Origin of the sequence: Nostoc sp. FACHB-892 (assembly GCF_014698795.1) — a bacterium.
In the GTDB taxonomy this organism is placed as follows: Bacteria; Cyanobacteriota; Cyanobacteriia; order Cyanobacteriales; family Nostocaceae; genus Nostoc.
Genome location: NZ_JACJTR010000005.1, coordinates 96,800 through 119,529 on the forward strand (window position 1 = coordinate 96,800; position 22,730 = coordinate 119,529).

Consider the following 22,730-nt stretch of genomic DNA (forward strand, 5'->3'; position numbering starts at 1 on the left):
GCGTCTCTGCTCCTACCCTGCGGGAAGCCGCTCCGCATCTATGCACGAAACTTTCATAAAAATATGGAATTCAGTATCCTCTACTTTTCTGGCGATGGCTCAACAACCGAATCAGAAAAATATAAACTCTTGATAGAAACAGCTAAACTAGCCGATAAACATGGGTTTTCAGCAGTATGGACTCCCGAACGCCATTTTCATCCTTTCGGGGGTTTGTATCCCAATCCATCGGTAATTAGTGCAGCTTTAGCAATGGTGACAGATAAAATTCAACTCAGATCAGGCAGTATTGTGATGCCATTACAGCATCCTGTCAGAGTAGCTGAAGAATGGGCAGTAGTTGATAACTTATCCGGTGGTAGAGTTGGACTTTGTTTTGCACCTGGTTGGCACGCCGATGATTTTCTATTACGTCCAGAAAATTATGCTGAACGTAAAGAAGTTATGTGGCGTGACATTGAAATTATGCAGAAACTTTGGCAGGGTGAAGCAATTGAGTTTGTTAACGGTTCAGGCAATAAAGTTGAGATAAAAACATTTCCTCGACCGATACAATCTCAAGTACCAATTTGGATTACTTGTCAAGCAGACGCTACATTTATTGGTGCAGGTAAAATAGGCACTAATGTTTTAACCTCTTTGTTGTATGCCACTATTGATGATTTAGCTCAACAAATATCTCTTTATCGTCGTACTTTGGCTCAACATGGACATGATCCAAAAAGTTGCAAAGTGTCTTTGATGATGCATACTTATATAGGAGATAATGAACAATTAGTTAAGCAACAAGTAAAACAGCCTTTTTGCAATTATCTCAAAACTCATTTTGGCTTAGTTGAAAACTTAGCTAAACGTATCAACTTTCAATTTAATCCTGAAAATTTTACCGAAGAAGACCGACAACAGCTTTTAGAGTTTGCTTTTGAGCGATATTTTCAACAAGGTAGAGTTTTAATCGGTACGCCAGAAAGCTGTCGTCAAACAATTGCAAAGCTTAAAGAAATTGGTGTAGATGAAATAGCTTGTCTGGTTGATTTTGGTCTATATTTTGATACAGTTATGACAAGCTTAAAGAAGCTAACAGACTTTCAGCAAAACTATCAAATAAAAAAAGATACAAGTAAATATTCAACTTTAAGTTTATTTGGATGATTAGCTGTGAAAGATATTAATGAAAGAATTGCCGCCTTATCTCCCGAACAAAGAGCATTGTTTGAAATGCGGCTAAAAGAAAAAAACTTACAATTTAAAAAATCAACATCAATTACTAAAAGAACAGCATCAGATATTTTATATTTATCATTAACTCAAGAGAGGTTGTGGCTGCTTCATCAGCTACAACCAGATACACCTTTATATAATGAATCTAGTTTATTGCGTCTTACGGGTGTTCTCAACACTCTAGCTTTAGAAAAAAGTATTAATGAAATTATTAAAAGACATGAAATTCTCCGCACTAGTTTTCAGATTGTAGATGAGCAAACCTTACAAGTTATTGCTCCCAACCTCGCATTTCCTCTAACAACTATAGAATTACCAATATACTCAGAAGCTAAAGTAAACCAAATTGTCACAGAAAAAGCTCGTCAACCTTTTGATTTGAGCCAAGTGCCACTGTTTCGAGGTACGCTAATTCATCTGAGTAAGCAAGAACATATTCTGCTACTTACTAAGCATCACATTATTTCTGATGGTTGGTCATGGCAAATCTTTTTTCGAGAGTTAGCAGCACTATATCAAGGCTTCTGCCAAGATATTCCAGCAACATTGCTAGAATTACCAATTCAGTATGCAGACTTTGCACTGTGGCAAAGACAATATTTAAATGATAAATTGCATCAGTTGACATACTGGAAGCAGCAACTCAAAGATGCGCCGCCAATTCTCAACTTACCAACAGATTATCCCCGCCCTGCACAACAAAGCTTCCAAGGTGCGCGTGCAACTATTGTAATACCGCAGGCGATCGCAGATGCACTTAAGTCTTTCAGTCAACAGGAAGGCGTTACCCTGTTCATGGTATTGCTAGCAGCGTTTAAAACCTTGCTTTACCGTTATACAGGACAGACAGATTTATTAGTTGGAACTCCCGTTGCAAACCGTACTCACAGCGAAATTGAAAATTTGCTCGGATGCTTTGTTAACACTTTAGTTCTCCGAAGTGATTTATCTGGAGAACCAAGTTTTAGAGAGTTGGTGAAACGTTTACGTGACACAGCCTTAGCTGCTTACACTCATCAAGATTTTCCCTTTGAGGAGCTAGTTAAAGAACTACAACCGGAACGGACATTAAGCCATACTCCCCTGTTTCAGGTGATGTTCGTCTTCCAAGATGCGCCAATGTTAGCCCTACAACTGCCGAATTTAACCTTGGCTCCTTTAATGGTAGACAACGGGACTGCTAAGTTTGATTTGACTTTGTATGTGGAAGATACCAAGCAAGGGCTAATCGGATTTTTGGAATATAACAGCGAGTTGTTCCATGCTGACACCATTAACAGGATGGTGGGACATTTTCATACTTTATTAGAGAGTATAGTTGCTAATTGCGATAGCTTCCAGCGGGGCGAAGCACATCGCTCTATTTCTAAATTGCCATTATTAACACCCACTGAGCAACATCAATTATTAGTAGAATTTAATCAAAATACTTTAGAAATTTCTCATAGCCAGCTTGAACTATGCCTACATCATTTAATTGAGGCACAAGTTGAAAAGACACCTGATGCTATAGCAGTAGTCTTTACAGATGAAAAAGTTACATATAAAGAATTGAATAATCGCGCCAATCAATTAGCGCATTATTTACAGCTATTAGGAGTTAAAGCAGAGGAACGCGTTTGCATTTGTCTAGAACGCTCCATAGAAATGATAGTGGGACTGTTGGGGATATTAAAAGCTGGTGGAACTTATGTTCCAGTAGATCCTAATTATCCTCTAGAGCGTTTAGCTTTCCTTTTAGAAGATTCTCAAGCACCACTATTATTAACACAGCAAAAAATATTAACCAAACTGCCAACATATCAAGGTCAAGTTGTCTGTTTAGATACTGATTGGAAAAACATAGCTCAACACAGCAAAGATAACCCGAATACCAAAATTACACCTGATAATTTGGCTTACATCATTTACACCTCTGGTTCTACAGGAAAACCAAAAGGAGTACAAATTTTCCATCGAGGAGTTGTTAACTTCCTCACCTCCATGAGCCAAATTCCTGGCATTAAGCAAGAAGATGTTTTACTGGCAGTTACCACTATTTCCTTCGATATTGCAGGGCTGGAATTATATTTACCACTAATAGTAGGAGCTAGGGTTGTGTTGGTAAGCCGTGAATTTGCCTCGGATGCAACCCAATTATTAAAAATACTAGAGCAAAGTGATGTGACTGTCATGCAAGCAACACCTGCGACTTGGCAAATGCTATTAGCAGTAGGCTGGCAAGGCAATCAACAACTCAAAATTTTCTGTGGTGGAGAGGCAATGTCTAGCGACTTAGCGAATCAACTACTCAGAAGCAATCGCTCTATTTGGAATATGTATGGGCCTACAGAGACAACCATCTGGTCTATGGTGTATCAGGTAGAGTCCGGCAGTACTTCTATACCCATTGGTCGCCCCATTGCCAACACCCAAATTTATTTGTTAGATTCCCATTTACAACCAGTACCTATTGGCATTTCTGGAGAATTGCATATTGGTGGGGTTGGAGTAGCTAGAGGATATTTAAATCGCCCAGATTTGACAGATGAAAAATTCATTCCTAATCCTTTTAGTGAAGAACAAGAAAGTCGCCTTTATAAAACAGGAGATTTAGCTCGATATTTATTCGATGGCAATATTGAGTATTTAGGGCGAATAGACCATCAAGTAAAAATTCGAGGTTTTCGGATTGAATTAGGAGAGATTGAAACAGTATTTTGTCAACATCCTGCTGTACGGGAAACCGTTATTCTTGTGCATGAAAATCAATCTCTTGTAGCTTATATAGTTTTTCATCAAAAAGCTAAAACTTCTATTAACGAACTACGAAGTTATTTACAGCAACACTTGCCAGAATACATGATTCCTTCTGCCTTTGTGCTGCTAGATAGTTTACCGTTAACACCTAATGGCAAAGTAGACCGTAGGGCATTACCAGCACCAGAACAAAGCCGCCCTGAACTAGAACAAACTTTTGTTGCTTCACGCAACCCAATTGAGGAAATGCTGACAGGAATTTGGGTAAAAATCCTGGGAATAGAACAAGTAGGCATTCACGACAACTTTTTTGAATTAGGTGGGCATTCTTTATTAGCTACTCAGGTAATTTCCCAAGTACGAAAAGCTTTTGGGGTAGAAATACCGCTACGTTACTTATTTGCATCACCTACAGTAGCTGAACTTGCCAAAAATATAGAGATGGCAATGAAGGCTAAACCTGAATTAAATTTAGTCCCTTCTGTAGAACCTGCTGACCGAAATCAAGAATTGCCACTGTCTTTTTCTCAACAAAGATTGTGGTTCCTCCATCAATTAGACCCAGACTCAACAGCCTACAATGGCTTTGACTTAGTGCAACTACAAGGGGCACTGAATGTAACAGCACTGGAAGAAAGCATTAACGAAATTGTCCGGCGACATGAAGTTTTACGGACGTGCTTTGCAACTGTTGAGGGACGACCAATTCAGAAGATTATTTCCGAATTAAGAATACCTCTATTAGTCGTAGATTTACAGCATTTAGAAACAATTGAAAGAGAACAAGAATTGCAAAGGTTAGAGGCAAAAAATGCCCAGCAGCCATTTGATTTGACACAAGCACCGTTATTACGGTTGGTGCTTTTGCGCCTCACTCCAGAAGAACACATCTTGTTCGTGACAATACACCATATTATCTCTGATGCTTGGTCAGGAGGAGTGTTTATCCGTGAGGTTTCAGCACTTTATGAAGCATTTTCAAATAACAAACCTTCTCTGCTACCAGAGTTACCAATTCAATATGCTGATTATGCAGTATGGCAACAGCAATGGTTACAAGGAGAAAGGCTTGATATCCAATTAACTTATTGGAAGCAACAGTTAGAAAATGCGAAGACAATCTTAGAATTACCCACAGATAAACCGCGTACTCAACTGCAAACTTCTTTAGGACAAAAACATTACTTCACCCTTTCTTCTACATTATCCAATAATCTCAAATCTCTTAGCCGACAAGAAGGTGTCACTTTATTTATGACACTGCTGGCAGCTTTCAACATCTTGCTTTACCATTATACAGAGCAAAAAGATATCCTTGTAGGTTCTCCAATTGCTAACCGTAACCGCAGCGAATTAGAAGGATTAATTGGCTTTTTTGTCAACACTTTGGTATTACGTACTAATCTTTCTCATAACCCCAGCTTTAAAGAGTTATTGCAACAGGTAAGAGAAACAGCTTTGGGAGCTTATGCACACCAAGATTTACCATTTGAGAAGTTAGTAGCAGAACTACAACTAGAACGCACTTTAAATCATTCACCGTTATTTCAAGTATGGTTTGTTCTCCAAAATGCTCCTAAATCAAATCTAGAAATAGAAGGGCTAAATCTCAGCATTTTAGAAGGTGATAGTGGCACAGTTCGTCATGATTTGAAGCTACAATTAACAGAAACACCAGAAGGAATGCAAGGTTTCTTTGAGTATAAAAGCGATTTATTTCATGCTACTACGATTGCACGCATGGCAGTTATTTTAGAAACATTACTAACAACTGTTGTGGAACAACCTGATATTCTACTTGACCAACTAGTAGAACTATTGCATGAAACAGAAAAACAACAACAAGTTCGCCAACATCAAGAATTACAACAAGCCCGGATTCAGAAGTTAGGCAAAGTAGAACGCAAGGCGATTACTGGGAAAAATCAACCATAATTAGATATAGAAAAATGAATCTAAGAACATTCAAAAGAAAATCAATTACAGTCTCTTCAGAAAACTTAGTCAAAACTAATTTTTTAGAACCTGAACAACAGCTACCTCTCGTTATTCAACCTGCTGTGGATGGCGTTAATTTAGTCAATTGGGCAAGTAACAACCGTGACTGGATAGAGAGACAATTAATTCAATATGGAGGTTTACTTTTTCGCAATTTTCCAGTTAATACTCATAGCGAATTTGCTAATTTCATGCAGGCTGTAGCCGGAGAATTAATCGAATATTCTTATCGTTCTACTCCGCGTAGCCAAGTTGATGGTAAGATATACACATCAACAGAATATCCGCCTGATCAAGCAATCCCTCTACATAACGAAATGGCCTATTCTCTTAATTGGCCAATGAAAATTGCCTTCTTTTGTGTAAAGGCAGCAGAGCAAGGTGGAGAAACACCAATTGCTGATAGCCGTAAAATATTTCAACGAATAGATCCAAAAATCAAAGAGCAATTTATTCAAAAAAAGATTATGTATGTCCGTAATTACGGACAAGGGATTGATTTATCTTGGGAAACTGTATTTCAAACTAACGATAAAGCAGAAGTCGAAGCATATTGTCAATCTGTCGGTATTGATTTTACATGGTTAGACGGAAATAAACTGAGAACCAGCCAAGTTTGTCAAGCCGTTGCTACCCATCCTCAAACTGGTGATTCAATTTGGTTTAATCAAGCGCATTTATTTCATATCTCAAGCTTAAAAGCAGAAGTCCGTCAATCTTTGCTTGCTATACTAAATGCTGAGGAATTACCACGTAACGCTTATTATGGAGATGGTTCAGAAATCGAATCTTCAGTATTAGAAGAAATTCAAAAAATTTATGAGCAAGAAATAGTAACATTCTCTTGGCAAGAAGGGGATATTTTACTGCTAGATAATATGCTAGCTGCTCATGGACGTAAGCCATTTATAGGCGCGAGAAAAGTTTTGGTAGGTATGGCGGAACCTTATATAGGTCAATAATTAAAATATATTTAAGTACATCGAATAATTATGCAAGCTCTATCAATAGAAGGCTTTCAAATTTCACCTCAGCAAAAACGCTTATGGTTATTACAGCAAGAAACGAACCATCAGCCATATCGAGTTCAGTGTGCAGTTTTAGTAGAGGGAAATATTGAACATTCAATTTTAGAAAAAGCCATACATAATGTTTGGGCTAAATATGAAATTTTACGTACTAGCTTTCCTACATTGGCGGGAATGGCAGTTCCTTTACAAGTGATTGGAGAGGAAATATCTATAAAATTTAACTATTATGATTGGCAGAATTTAGATACAGAAACACAACAAACAAATATAGATGCATTATTTCAAGACTATAATAAATTAGATTTTGATTTAAAAGAAGGTTTTACTAGCCAGATTGATGTAATTAACAAATCTGAAAATCAATACCTTTTACTTGTAGTAATCTCAACAATTTGTGCAGATAGAATATCCCTGCATCATCTTTTGCATGATATTAGCGTCACTTATGATACTTATTTGCAGGAATATAAGCTAGAAGATACACCTTTACAATATGCAGATATTGCTGCTTGGCAAAATGAATTATTAAGTGGAGAAGAACTGGAAATAGCAAAAGAGTATTGGCTCAATCAAAAAGTGTCTAATTCTCTTATCAATAAATTACCAAACGAAAAAAAAATTAATCAAAAGCCAGGATTTGAACCTAAAGTTATCAAGATTAACTTTGATTCTGCTATCACAAATAATATTGCAGCGATCGCACAAAAACAAACTGTAGATATCTCGACAGTTTTAATGGCTTGCTGGCAAATTCTCCTATGGCGTTTGAATAACAAATCTGAAGCTGTTTTAGCTTGGTGTTGTGATGGGAGAAATTACCAAGAATTACAGCCAGCAGTTGGTTTGTTAGCTAAATATTTACCAATCCATATTCAACTACAAGAAGGTTATATACTTTCTGATATATTAAAGCAGTTAGATGAACACTTAAATAAAGTTGTTCAATGGCAAGACCTTTTTAATGCGGAAGATTTTTTCACTGAGACTAAAGATAGCCAAGAATCATCTTTTTTACCTTTCGCTTTTGAATTTGTATCCCAACCTAATAAATATTTTGCTACTGGCGTATCTTTCGCTATTCAAGAAATCTATAGCTGTATTGAACGCTTCAAGGTGAAATTATTATGCTGGCAACAAGCTGATTCACTAACAGCAGAATTATATTATGATGCTAACTTATTTGAGCAAGAAGATATTGAACGTTTAGCGGCACAATTTCAAACTTTGTTAAGCAGTGCAATTAATAATCCAGAAATTGCAATCGCACAACTAGAAATCCTCTCCCCACAAGAACGCCAGCAACTCGTAGACGAATTTAACAATACTAAAACTGCTCCTTCTCCATACCAGTGCATTCATCACTGGATTGAAGCACAGGCTAACAGCACACCAAATAATATTGCAGTTGTTTTTGGCAATCAACATTTGACTTATAAAGAACTAAATGCCAAGGCTAACAACTTAGCTAATCATTTAGCATCATTAGGAGTCAAACCAGAAACTGTTGTCGCACTTTGCGTTGAACGTTCCTTGGATATGATAGTTGGTATCCTTGGCATTCTCAAAGCAGGTGCAGCCTACTTACCTCTGGAACCTTCTTTACCCGAAGCAGCATTAGCCTTCAGATTGCAAGATGCTCAAGTATCTGTGTTGTTAACTCAAAAGCACCTTGGGGAAACAATGAATTTTCAGGCGCAGGTAGTTTGTATTGATGCAGATATCAATGATGCGCCTCAAAACAACATTCTCAAGCCTGCTACGCCAGAAAACCTGGCTTATGTAATCTACACCTCTGGTTCAACAGGTAAACCTAAAGGAGTTGCAGTTGAACATCGACAAATAGTCAATTATGTTAACGGTATATTAGAAAAACTCGAATTACCAGTTGCTTCCAGTTTTGCCACTGTTTCTACCTTCACCGCAGACTTAGGTAACACAGCAATTTTCTCAGCGTTGTGTACAGGTGGATGCTTGCATATTATTGCAGAGGAATGTGCTACTGATCCAGTTGCATTTGCCGAATATTGCGATCGCAATACCATAGACTCTTTAAAGATAGTTCCTTCACACCTATCTGCTTTATTATCAAGTTCTCACGCCGAAAAACTTCTACCACGTCAGCGCCTCATTCTTGGTGGTGAAGCCGCAACCTGGGATTTGATTAAGCGGGTACGTGAATTAGCACCAGAATGCAAAATTCTTAACCACTACGGCCCAACAGAAACTACCGTTGGTGTACTCACCTATCCGGTAGAAGAAATTTGTACTGATACGCCATCAACTACAATTCCTCTCGGTCGTCCTTTAGCCAATACCCAAATCTATTTACTAGATAACTATTGCCAACCTGTACCCTTGGGTGTCACAGGAGAAATCTATATAGGTGGTGATAATGTAGCTAGAGGTTATATAAATCAACCAGAACTAACTAACGAGCGATTTATTCCTAATCCATTCAGTAGTGAACCTGACGCAAGACTCTATAAAACTGGGGATTTAGGACGCTATCAATCTGATGGTAACTTAGAATTTTTGGGTCGAATTGATGACCAAGTAAAATTACATGGCTATCGAATCGAACTAGGAGAAATTGAAGCCGTACTTCGTCAATATTCGCAAGTACGAGAAGTAGTTGTAGTTGCAAAAGAAGCTTATCCAGGAAAAAAGCAGCTTGTAGCTTATATCGTTGGTCAAGAACATTTAAAATCTGCCCAATTGCGCGATTTTATCCAGCAAAAGCTGCCTGATTATATGATGCCTTCACAATTTGTATTTTTGAAAGCTTTACCGCTAACAGCGAATGGAAAAATCGACAAAAAATCTCTACCAGCACCAGATTCAGTTAAATCAGAATTGCAAGCTGCTTTTGTTGCACCGCGTACTCCAGTAGAAATTGCTTTAGCCAAAATTTGGGCAGAACTACTCAACTTAGAGCAAGTTAGTATTCACGATAACTTCTTTGAACTGGGTGGAGATTCGATTATCAGTATTCAGGCGATCGCCAAAGCAAATCAAGTCGGTTTACGCCTCACTCCCAAGCAAATTTTTGAACACCAAACAATTGCGAAGCTAGCATTAGTTGCAGATACTACTTCAAAGGCAGAATCAGAACAAGGGTTGGTAATTGGTACTGTACCTCTCACACCAATTCAACACAGCTTCTTTGCTCAAAACTTACCAAAACCAGATCATTGGAATCAATCGTTATTGCTAGAATTACAGCAAAATATCGAGCCTAATATCTTACAGCAAGCAATACAGCATTTACTGGCGCAGCATGACGCACTTCGCTTATGTTTTTGCCCCACAGCTAATGGTTGGGAATCGTTTAATGCTGGTGTTGAACCTGAAATTCCATTTACCAAATTCGATTTTTCTCATCTACCCCAAGAGCAACAAAAAGCGGCGATTGAAACCAAAGCGACAGAATTGCAAGCAAGTTTAGATTTATCACATGGTTTACTGGTTCGGTTAGCGTTATTCGATTTGGGTTCTCAGCAAAAGAACCGCTTACTAATCATCATTCATCATTTGGCTATTGATGGCGTTTCCTGGCGAATTTTATTGTCAGATTTGCAAACAGCTATAGAACAACTTCAGCAACATCAAGCAATTCGATTACCAGCCAAAACAACTTCTTTTAAACAATGGAGTGAACGTTTGCAGGAATATGCAAACACAAACACGTTACACTCACAGTTAGATTTCTGGTGTTCTGAGTTAAGAAAACGAGTTTCTCCTTTACCAGTAGATTATGTAAGGGGATTAAATACCGTAGCTACAAGTAAAACTCTTTCAGTATTTGTCAATGAAACTGAGACACAAGCACTGCTGCAAGAAGTACCAGCCAAGTACCATACACAAATAAACGATGTTTTGTTAACAGCATTAGCAAAAACGTTTGCAGAGTGGACAGGAGAAAAAACACTGTTAGTTAACTTAGAAGGACATGGACGAGAAGACATTTTTACTGACGTTGATTTATCTCGTACAGTCGGTTGGTTTACTACTGTGTTTCCAGTCCTATTGAATTTAGAAAATGGTACAATTGGGGATACTTTAAAAGCAATTAAAGAACAGCTTCGTAGTATCCCAAATCGAGGTTTTGATTATGGTGTGTTGCAGTATTTGAGCAACCATACTGCTAAAAATTTAGCTGCTATGCCCCAAGCAGAAGTTTGTTTCAACTATTTAGGACAATTTGACCAAGTTTTACAAGAATCTTCTTTATTCAAATTAGCATCAGAATCGAGTGGTGTAACACGTAGTCTTTTAGGAAGCCGCCGTCATTTATTTGATATTAATGGGTTTGTGACAGGTGGCTGTCTACAACTAAATTGGACTTATAGCACAGCAATTTACAAAGAGGAAACAGTATCAAGTATTGCTCAAAATTTTGTCCAAGCACTGCGGGAAATTATTAGCCATTGTCAATCGACTGATGCAGCAGGTTATACCCCTTCTGATTTCTCTAAAGCAAAAGTAAGCCAAAAAGACCTCGAATTTTTACTGGCAAAAATTAACCGTGGGAGTGAGAAATAACAACATGAAAGCTGACAGTATCCAAGATATTTATGAACTATCACCGCTACAACAGGGCATTCTCTTTCATAGTTTATATGCTTCCGAATCGGCTGTTTATTTTGTCCAGTTATGTTACTCGCTAAAGGGCAGTTTTAATGTTGTAGCCTTTGAACAAGCTTGGCAAGAAGTAGTCAACCGCCATACTGTTTTACGCACAGCTTTTTATTGGGAAAATATCGAAAAACCTTTACAGGTTGTGCATCGAGAAGTCAAAATATCATTAATACAGCGCGATTGGCGAGATATTAACCCAAATGAGCAGTCGCAGAAATTGCAGGAATTTTTGGAGAGCGATCGCACCTCCAATTTTGACCTTACACAACCATGCTTAATGCGGCTGCATTTAATTCGCTGTAATGATGATTGCTATTACTTTATTTGGAGTAAGCATCATCTCATTTTAGATGGTTGGTCAACAGCTTTAGTCTTAAAAGAAGTAGTAGAAATTTACCAATCACTTTGCCAAGGTAAAAATTTACCTTTAATATTAGATACTTCCTTTGGCGATTATATTGGTTGGTTGCAACAACAAGATTTAAACAAAGCAAAGGAATTTTGGCAACAGTCATTACAGGGAGTTACAGCACCCACACCCTTAATTAATTTAAATACTCAAGACTCATTCAGGCAACCAGAGAAATACAATCAGCAAGTAATCAAGCTTTCGCAAACAACCACCGCAGCACTACAATCTTTAGCAAGACAAAATCAACTCACACTTAACACCTTTGTCCAAGGAGCTTACGCTTTACTTTTAAGCCGCTACAGTAGAGAAACAGATGTAGTTTATGGTGTAACAGTCTCCGGTCGTCCAGCAGATTTAGTCAACGCTGAGTCTATGGTGGGGATGTTTATCAATACCCTGCCTGTACGAGTGAAAATTAATGCTGAAGAATCTTTGTTGTCTTGGTTGAGAAAATTACAATCACAACTGGCAGAAATTCGGCAATATGAATATAGCCCACTGGTAGAGGTGCAAGGCTGGAGCGAAGTCCCGCGAGGTTTACCTTTATTTGAAAGCATATTAGTATTTGAAAATTATCCCATTGACACTGCATTAAAAAATGGGATGCAAGATTTAGAAATTCAGTCTATTAGTTCTGTTGACAATACTAATTATCCTTTAACAGTAACAGCTATCCCTAGTTCTGAGTTGGAACTGAGAATATCTTACGATTGCGATGCCTGCGGCGGGCTACGCCAAGGTTTTCATTCAGATACTATCAGCCGGATGCTGGCGCATCTAGCCGCTTTACTAGAAAATATGATTGCAGATATTAATCAGCCTCTGGCTTCATTGTCGATGTTGACAGAAGTTGAGAAACATCAACTGCTAGTGGAGTGGAATAATACTCAAGCTGACTATCCCCAGGATAAGTGCATCCATCAATTATTTGAAGAACAGGTAGAAAAAACACCAGATGCAGTGGCGGTAGTTTTTGAAGGTCTGCAATTAACCTACAGACAATTAAACCAAAAAGCCAATCAACTAGCGCACTACTTAGCAAGTTTAGGTGTTAGCACTGGGGTAAATGTTGGTATTTTTCTAGAACGCGGTTTAGAAATGCTAGTGGGATTATTAGCTATCCTCAAAGCAGGCGGTACTTACTTACCATTAGACCCAGCATATCCCCAAGAACGCTTAACTTATATATTGGCAGATGCTCAGGTATCAATTTTATTAACACAACAAAATTTATTAACAGCTTTACCAGTAAACCAAACTCAAATTCTCTGCTTAGACAAGGAATGGGAAAATATTTATCATCAGTCTCAAGAAAACTTAGTTAATGGAAATATAACTCAAAGCCTAGCTTATATAATTTACACTTCTGGCTCTACAGGAAAACCCAAAGGTGTAGAAATACCTCATCGATCTGTGGTTAATTTTCTGATTTCTATGCTGGGAAAACCAGGGCTAACAGACCAAGATACAATATTATCTGTCACAACAATTACTTTTGATATAGCAGTTTTAGAACTTTTTCTTCCCCTAATTATTGGTGCGCGGTTAGTCATAGCTAGCCGTGAAATTGCCACAGATGGTAGTCAATTATTAAAGTGTTTGGTAAACTCTAATGCTACTGTTATGCAAGCAACACCAGCAACATGGCGGATACTTTTAGAATCTGGGTGGCAGGGTAGTCCAAACTTGAAAATCCTCTGTGGTGGAGAAAGTTTACCCAAACAACTAGCGCAACATTTAGTAGAAAAATGTGCTGCTGTGTGGAATATGTATGGGCCAACAGAAACTACTATTTGGTCTACTCTCTACAAAATTATTGATATTAACAAACAGCAAGTATTGATTGGTCGTCCCATTGACAACACACAAATTTATGTTTTAAATGACAATTTACAACCAGTACCCATAGGAGTGATGGGTGAACTTTATATTGGTGGTGATGGTTTAGCAAGAGGCTATCATAACCGTCCAGATTTAACAGATGAAAAATTTATTGCCAATATTTTTAGCCCAGAATCAAAAGCACGACTTTACAAAACAGGTGACTTAGTTCGTTATCTTCCAGATGGAAATCTTGAGTTTTTAGACCGCATTGATAACCAGGTTAAAATTCGTGGTTTTCGCATTGAAATGGGAGAAATTGAAGCCATATTGAGCCAATATCCAACAGTTCAAAAAACTGTAGTTATCATCAGAGAAGATAACCCAGGTGATAAAAGATTAGTGGCTTACATTGTTTCTAACGACATTCTGCAAATCTCGGAAATTCGCAACTTCTTAAAAGACAAGCTGCCAGTTTACATGATCCCCTCAGCTTTTGTGCAGCTTGACACTCTACCACTTACACCAAATGGCAAAATCGACCGTAAAGCACTACCAGCAGCAGTTAAGAGCAACTTAGAGCTAGAAGATTCTTTTGTCGCACCTCGTACCGCAGTTGAGGAAATCTTAGCAAGAATCTGGGCAAAAATACTGCGTGTTGAAAAAGTCGGTATACATGATAATTTCTTTGAAATTGGTGGACATTCCCTATTAGTAACTCAAGTTATCTCCCGTATTCGTGAAACCTTCCGCATGGAATTACCTTTGCGTTCTTTATTTGAGTCGCCAACAGTAGAGAAATTAGCACAAACAATTATTGCCAAAGAAGCCAAACCAGGAATCACAGAAAAAATGGCTCAAGTCCTCAAAAAGCTTGAGGGTATGTCAGAGGAAGAAGCAAAACAAGCACTACAAAACCGCAATGCAGTAACAGAGGTGAAAGCATAATGGATTTATCTGCTGAAAAACTAGATCTTTTGGCGTTATTACTGGAAGAAGAAGATATCGAATATACACCATTACAAACAATTTCACCAAGAAAAAATACTGATAAGTTAGAGCTTTCTTTTGCTCAGAAACGCCTATGGATTTTAAATCAATTAGAGCCAAATAATCCCTTTTATAATATTACTGCCACCCTAAAACTTAAAGGTAAGCTAGATATAAACGCTTTGGAACATAGTTTTAATGAAGTTATCCAGCGTCATGAAGTTTTACGTACTAATTTTAACGTTGTAGATGGGCAACCTGTTTTAGAAATTGTCCCACAGCATTCTATAATTTTACCAATAGTAGATTTAAGAGAAATTGCTTTAGTAGAACGTGAAGCAGAAGTACAAAGGGTAGCAAATGCAGAATTTCAGCGACCCTTTAATCTTGCATCTGAACCACTTTTATGCTGTACTTTGTTGCAATTAAATGAAGCTGAATACATTTTACTGTTGACAATGCACCATATTGTTAGTGATGGTTGGTCAACGGATATATTAGTGCGGGAAGTAGCAGCACTTTATGAATGTTTCACTCAAGGTAAACCTTCCGCATTACCAAAATTAGCTATTCAATATACAGACTATGCAATTTGGCAACGAAAATGGTTACAGGGCGAAGTTTTAGAAACTCAACTCAATTACTGGAAGCAACAACTTGCAGGGAATTTACCTATTTTAGAATTACCTATAGATAGACCACGCCCAAAGATTAAAACTTACCAAGGAGCAAAACAATATTTTCAACTATCTCCAGAACTTTCTCATGCTTTAAAAACCTTGAGCCAAAAGCAGGATTGCACTTTATTTATGATCTTGCTGGCAGCTTTTAAGGTACTACTATACCGCTACACAGGTCTGGAAGATATTATAGTTGGCTCACCTATTGCTAATCGTAATCGGCCAGAGAATGAAGGCTTAATTGGCTTTTTTGTTAATACTTTGGTACTGCGAACTGATTTATCAGATCATCCTAAGTTTGCAGAATTACTAAATAGAGTTAGGGAATCTGCATTATCAGCTTATGCTTATCAAGATTTACCTTTTGATTTATTAGTAGAAGAATTACAACCCCAACGTGACTTGAGTCATACCCCCCTGTTTCAAGTGATGTTTGTTCTACAAAATTCGCCAATTTCGGCAGTAGAGTTATCAGGCTTAACTGTAGAACCTTTAACAAGCGAGGGTGGAAATGCTAAGTTTGATTTAACTCTTGTCACAGCAGAAACTGATTCAGGAATTAGGGTAGGTTGGGAATACAACACTGATTTATTTAATGCTGAAACTATCACCCGCATAGGGGAAAATTTTCAAACTTTGCTTGAAAGTATTGTTGCTAATCCCCAACAGCGAGTTACAGAACTACCTTTATTAACACAAAAAGAGCAGCAGCAATTATTAGTAGAATGGAATAATACTGAAATTGATTATCCTCAAGCCCAGTGTATTCATCAATTATTTGAAGAACAGGTAGAACGAACACCAGACACTGTAGCCGTAGTATTTGAAAATCAGCAATTAACCTATCGAGAACTAAATCAGCGAGCTAACCAACTGGCACATTACTTGCAAAAGTCCGGAGTCCGGACAGAAATGCTAGTGGGGATTTGTGTCGAGCGTTCCCTAGAAATGGTAATTGGCATTTTAGGGATTCTCAAAGCAGGTGGTGCTTATGTACCCCTTGACCCCAGCTATCCCCAAGAGCGTCTAGCTTTCATGTTGGAAAACTCCCAAACCCCAGTTTTATTATCTCAGCAGAACTTAGTTGCCCAACTAGGGGATTGTGCAGCCAAAATCATCTGTTTAGATAGGGACTGGGAAAAAATTGCTCAAGAAAGCCAAGAAAACCCATTAACTGATGTCAGCAGCCATAACCTAGCTTATGTAATTTACACATCTGGCTCCACTGGTACACCTAAAGGCGTTTTAATTCAACATTCCAATATAGTACGACTGTTAGGAGCTACCCAAGCATGGTTTGAATTTAATAGCAATGATGTCTGGACTTTATTCCACTCCTACGCATTTGATTTCTCAGTTTGGGAAATTTGGGGGGCGCTGGTTTATGGTGGACGGTTAGTGGTTGTGCCTTATTGGATCAGCCGTGCGCCAGAGGAATTTTACAAATTATTATCCCACCAGGGAGTGACGGTTCTCAACCAAACGCCTTCCGCTTTTTATCAACTCATCCAAGCCGATGCAGTTTTAGGTGACAAGCACTCATTACATCTACGGTTGGTAATTTTTGGTGGCGAAGCTTTAGAACTGCAAAGCTTAAAACCCTGGTTTGAGCGACACAGCGATCGCTCACCGCAATTAGTAAATATGTACGGCATTACTGAAACTACTGTTCACGTCAGTTATCGCTGCCTCACCCAAGAAGATGTGATACAGTCTTTAAAAAGCGTGATTGGTCGTCCGATACCAGATTTACAGGTGTACCTACTCGACCAAAGCCAGCAACTTGTACCTGTTGGCGTTGTCGGTGAAATGTATGTTGGTGGTGCTGGACTAGCGCGGGGTTATCTGAACCGACCAGAACTAACTACACAAAGATTTATTTCCAACCCCTTGAGCCGCAAACCAGATGCACGTCTTTACAAAACAGGTGATTTAGCTCGTTATTTACCTAGTGGGGAACTAGAGTACATCGGTCGGATTGATAACCAAGTTAAACTCCGGGGTTTCCGCATTGAACTGGGAGAAATTGAAGCTGCTATTAACCAATACCCATCTGTATCCACTAGTGTGGTTGTTGTGCGCCAAGACGAATCCGCAAATCAAAGTTTAGTAGCTTATTTGATACTCCAACCACAGCAGATAGTAACAATTCCCGAACTGCGCCGCTTTTTAGAGTCAAAACTGCCAAATTATATGGTGCCAACGGCTATTGTGGTGTTAGAGGCGTTACCCTTGACACCCAATGGCAAGGTAGACAGACGAGTATTGCCAGCACCTAACCTAACACAGCTAATATCTGAATCCAATTTTGTGGCTCCTTCCACACCAGTGGAAGAAATGCTAGCTGGAGTTTGGGCGCAGGTAGTAGGTTTAGAAAAGGTAGGTGTAAACGATAACTTCTTTGAGTTGGGTGGACATTCCCTTCTAGCAACTCGTGTTATATCCCAGATACGGCAAGTATTTGAGGCAGAGATACCTTTACGTCGCTTGTTTGAATTGCCAACAGTAAGCGAGTTAGCGAAAGAGATTCAAATAGCGATTAACGCCGACAAAGGATTAGAAATACCACCCATCAAACGCATTTCGCGATCGTCGGAGACGGGGCTTTGCCCATCGCAAGAATTACCCCTATCCTTTGCCCAACAGCGCTTATGGTTTCTTAGCCATTTAGGGCCGGATAGCCCTTTTTACAATATTCCTGCTGCTGTGCGCTTAGAGGGGCAGTTGAATCTAGCAGCACTAGAACAGAGTTTCAATGAAATTCTCCGCCGTCACGAAGTCTTGCGAACTAATTTTCGGACAGTCGAAGGGCAAGCCATAGCAGTTATTTCACCAACAACACCGCAGTTATTATCAGTAATTGACCTGAGCGAATTACCTCCCGCTCAACGAGAAACCAAGGTTAGACAACTAGCCCTAGCAGAGGCGCAACAACCATTTGACCTAGAGGCTGACACTCTGGTAAGAGTGAAATTACTACGCCTGAGTGAACAAGAATACGTCACACTATTGACCATGCATCACATTGTTTCTGATGGTTGGTCAATAGAGGTGCTAGTGCGTGAAGTAGCAACGCTTTATCAAGCTTTTTGTGAGAGGCAACCTTCTCCTTTACCTGAACTTGAAATTCAGTATGCAGACTTCGCAGCTTGGCAAGGGCAATGGCTGAAGGGAGAAGTACTAGAATCCCAGCTTGCTTACTGGCTAAAACAGCTAGATGGTGCGCCAGCAGTACTAGAGTTACCAACTGACTATCCGCGACCAGCTATTCAATCCTCCCGTGGTGCAAAACATTCTTTCTGTTTGTCAAAAGACCAATCTCTGGCGCTAAAATCTTTGAGTCAGCAGCAGGGAAGCACCTTATTCATGACCTTGCTGGCAGCTTTTAAGACACTACTATACCGCTACACCGGAAGCAATGATATTGTCATAGGTTCTCCCATCGCTAATCGTAACCACAGCCAGATAGAAGGGTTAATTGGTTTCTTTGCCAATACCCTAGTCTTGCGAACTAATCTTGCAGACAATCCCAGTTTTCGAGAGTTGCTGCATCGTGTCAAAGAAGTAGCTTTAGGAGCTTATACCCACCAAGATACGCCTTTTGAACTACTAGTGGAAAAAATACAGCCACAGCGAGACTTAAGCCATACAACTCTATTTCAGGTGATGTTTGTGCTTCAAAATGCACAAAACTCAGAGATTGAGTTACCGGGTTTGACTTTGAGTACTCTCGAAAGTGACAGTGGCACTGCAAAGTTCGATTTGACTCTAGACATGAGAGAGACAGAGAAGGGATTAGTAGGAACTCTAGAGTACAGTACTGAATTATTTAATACCCAAACTATACAAAGAATGGCAGGGCATTTACAGACATTAATCTGTGGTGTCATTGCTAATCCAGAGCAACGGCTTTCTGAATTACCCCTGTTAACAGAAGATGAACAAAACCAATTATTAGTAGGTTGGAATCAAACTCAAGCTGACTATCCCGAGGATAAGTGCATCCATCAACTGTTTGAAAAACAGGTAGAAAAAACACCAGATGCAGTTGCAGTAGTATTTGAAAATGAGGAACTTACCTATCGCCAACTAAATCAGCGAGCCAACCAACTAGCGCATTATTTGGAAAAATTGGGTGTTGGCCCAGAGGTATTAGTGGGGATTTGTGTCGAGCGATCGCTCTTAATGGTAATTGGACTCTTGGGTATTCTCAAAGCCGGTGGTGCTTATGTCCCTCTCGATCCAAATTATCCCCAACAGCGCCTAGCTTTCATGTTGGATAACTCTCAAACCCCTATTTTACTGTGCCAACACCACTTAGCTGAAAACCTGCCCACAGACAAAACACAGTTACTCTGCTTAGACATCAACTGGGAACAAATTGTCCAGGAAAGCAAAGAAAATCCTGTCTGCAATATCCAACCGGAAAACCTAGCCTATGTAATTTACACCTCTGGCTCTACAGGTAGGCCAAAGGGGGCAATGAATAGCCATCGAGGTATCTGCAATCGCTTACTGTGGATGCAAGACACTTATCAATTAACAGCAGCAGATTCTGTATTGCAAAAGACACCTTTTAGCTTTGATGTATCGGTTTGGGAATTTTTCTGGCCTTTGCTGACAGGTGCGCGTTTAGTAGTAGCTCGACCAGATGGGCATCGAGATCCTACATACTTAGTTAATGTAATTAAACAAGAGCAAGTCACCACCCTGCATTTTGTACCTTCCATGCTGCAAGCATTTTTAGAAGCAGAAGGTATAGAAAGTTGTAAATCTCTCAAACGTGTGATTTGCAGTGGTGAGGCACTATCAGTCGAACTACAGAAACGCTTCTTTGCTCGTTTGCAAGCTGAACTACACAATCTGTATGGGCCAACAGAAGCTGCAATTGATGTTACCTATTGGAAGTGTACGCCTGACAGTACACATCACCAGACAGTTCCCATTGGTTGGCCTATCGCCAATACTCAGATTTATTTACTAGATAAATATTTTCACCCCGTACCTGTGGGAGTCATAGGCGAACTTTATATTGGTGGTGTGGGGGTTGCTAGGGGTTACTTGCGTAATCCCGAACTTACAGCTGAGAAATTCATTCCTAACCCCTTCTCTATAGAACCGGGAGAACGTCTTTATAAAACTGGTGATTTAGCCCGTTATTTACCAGATGGCAGCATTGAATTTTTAGGGCGAATTGATCACCAAGTAAAAGTACGCGGTTTCCGCATTGAATTGGGAGAAATTGAAGCTGCTATCAATCAACACCCAGCCGTACAAGCATCTGTGGTTATTGCTGAAGAACAGCGAATAATTGCCTATTGGGTAGCGAAACAACAACCTGTACCTGCAATTAGTGAATTGCGCCACTTTATCGGCCAGAATCTACCCCAGTATATGATTCCGGCTACATTTGTACAGTTAGCAGCCCTAGCGCTAACACCAAATGGCAAAGTAGACAGAAAAGCATTGCCAGCACCAGATTACATTAGGCCAGAATTAGATAAACAGTTTATAGCTCCCCGTACCCCGATAGAAGCCAAATTAGCCCAAATATGGGCAGAAGTTCTCCGTCTAGAACAAGTGGGGGTTGAAGACAACTTCTTTGAGTTGGGTGGAGATTCAATTTTAACTATTCAGATTGTTGCCAAAGCTAACGAAGCAGGTTTACGGCTGACTGCAAAACAATTATTTCAGTACCAAAATATTGCTGAATTAGCTACCGTCTGTCTTACTACTGAGGAGACTACTCAAGCCGAGCAAGGGATTATTACAGGCTTAGTACCTCTGACACCTATTCAGCATTGGTTTTTCCGTCAAAATTTACCAGAGTTACACCATTACAACCAAGCTGTTTTATTGGAAGCCCAACAAGCGATCGCTCCAGATATCTTAAGGCAGAGTATACAGCATTTATACATCCACCACGATGCGCTGCGGCTAAGGTTTGAGCAAACCGAGTCTGGCTGGCAGCAGGTAATAGCACCACCGGAAAGTGAAGTACAGTTAACACGATGCGATTTTTCCACACTACTAGCAGCAGAACAACAGCCAGCTATCGAAGCAGCCGCTACCAAATTACAAGCAAGTTTCGATTTGTCCAGTGGACTTTTAATTCAAGTAGCATTGTTTGATTTAGGTATTCATCAAGCAAGCCGTTTATTGATTATCATTCATCACTTAGCTGTAGATGGGGTGTCTTGGCGAATTTTGCTAGAGGATTTACAAACAGTTTATCAGCAGCTTAGTCAAGGCAAAACTGTTAAGTTACCAGCGAAAACTACTTCTTTTAAACAATGGTCACATTATTTACAGGAGTATGCAAACTCAGAAGCCTTAGCGAAAGAACAGCATTACTGGTTAGCCTTGGCTCAAAAGGAAATTTTTGCTCTGCCAGTAGATTATCTCAATGGAGAAAACATAGAAGCTTCTAAAGATATCGTATCAATAGAGTTAAATGTCGAAGAAACTCACGCACTTTTAAAAGAAGTGCCACAAGCTTATAACACTCAAATTAATGATGTGTTGCTCACGGCACTGGAACAAACTTTTGCTAGTTGGACTGGAAATCAATCTCTATTATTAGAATTAGAAGGTCACGGGCGCGAAGAAATTTTCGAGAATGTAGATTTATCTCGTACAGTCGGCTGGTTTACAAGTATCTTTCCAGTCCACATCGATTTAGAAGCAGCTTTAGACCCAGGGACAGCTTTAAAGATAGTTAAAGAAGAACTGCGAAGGATTCCCAATCGAGGTATTGGTTATGGGATACTGCGCTATTTAAATCATGATCAACAAGTAACAGAAATGCTGAATAGTATCCCCAAAGCTGAAGTGCTTTTTAATTACTTAGGCCAGTTTGACCAGACATTTTCTCAGTCTTCTTCGTTTAAGTTTGCTCAAGAATCTAGCGGATTAGCTCTGAGCCAACGAGGTCAAAGGAGTTATCTTTTAGAAATCAACGCTTTGATAACTAACAGCAAGCTACGAGTGGATTGGGCTTATAGCAAAAATATTCATCGTCAAAGTACAGTCAAATTTATAGCCGAAAAATTTAAGGAAGTGCTGTGTGAACTCATTGCTCATTGTCTATCTCCAGATACTGGGGGTTATACTCCTTCAGACTTTCCTGATGTAATGCTTGATGAAAATCAATTGGAAAAAGTTCTTGCTGAAATGGGTTTGGGTTAGGAGGAAAATGCA

At 39.3% G+C, this 22,730-nt stretch carries 6 protein-coding genes; all 6 read left to right on the plus strand.

Going from position 1 to position 22,730, the window contains the following annotated elements; translation table 11 throughout:
- The first annotated feature begins 63 nt into the window (after positions 1-63).
- Genes H6G96_RS08880 through H6G96_RS08905 form a run of 6 tightly spaced genes read left to right on the plus strand, consistent with a single transcriptional unit; the run spans position 64 to position 22,718 of the window.
- The gene (locus H6G96_RS08880; RefSeq protein ID WP_190911117.1) at positions 64-1,152 is read left to right on the plus strand and encodes an LLM class flavin-dependent oxidoreductase; all 1,089 of its coding nucleotides are present in this window, start codon (positions 64-66) and stop codon (positions 1,150-1,152) included.
- A 6-nt stretch (positions 1,153-1,158) separates the two neighbouring features.
- Positions 1,159-5,895 carry a non-ribosomal peptide synthetase gene (locus H6G96_RS08885; RefSeq protein WP_199339458.1) on the plus strand — a complete coding sequence of 1,579 codons (4,737 nt, stop codon included), beginning with the start codon at positions 1,159-1,161 and terminating at the stop codon, positions 5,893-5,895.
- A 14-nt stretch (positions 5,896-5,909) separates the two neighbouring features.
- Positions 5,910-6,920, plus strand: coding sequence for a TauD/TfdA family dioxygenase (locus H6G96_RS08890; RefSeq protein WP_190911118.1), 1,011 nt, complete (start codon positions 5,910-5,912; stop codon positions 6,918-6,920).
- 30 nt (positions 6,921-6,950) lie between these two features.
- A complete protein-coding gene (locus tag H6G96_RS08895) occupies positions 6,951-11,531 on the plus strand; it encodes a non-ribosomal peptide synthetase (RefSeq protein WP_190911119.1) in 4,581 nt (1,526 codons plus the stop codon).
- A 4-nt stretch (positions 11,532-11,535) separates the two neighbouring features.
- Positions 11,536-14,808 (plus strand): non-ribosomal peptide synthetase, encoded by a 3,273-nt coding sequence (locus H6G96_RS08900; RefSeq protein WP_190911120.1) that lies wholly within the window; start codon positions 11,536-11,538, stop codon positions 14,806-14,808.
- On the plus strand, positions 14,808-22,718 hold the full coding sequence (locus H6G96_RS08905) for a non-ribosomal peptide synthetase (protein WP_190911121.1): 7,911 nt from the start codon (positions 14,808-14,810) through the stop codon (positions 22,716-22,718). The genes H6G96_RS08900 and H6G96_RS08905 overlap by 1 nt, the downstream gene beginning before the upstream one ends.
- Positions 22,719-22,730: the final 12 nt, after the last annotated feature.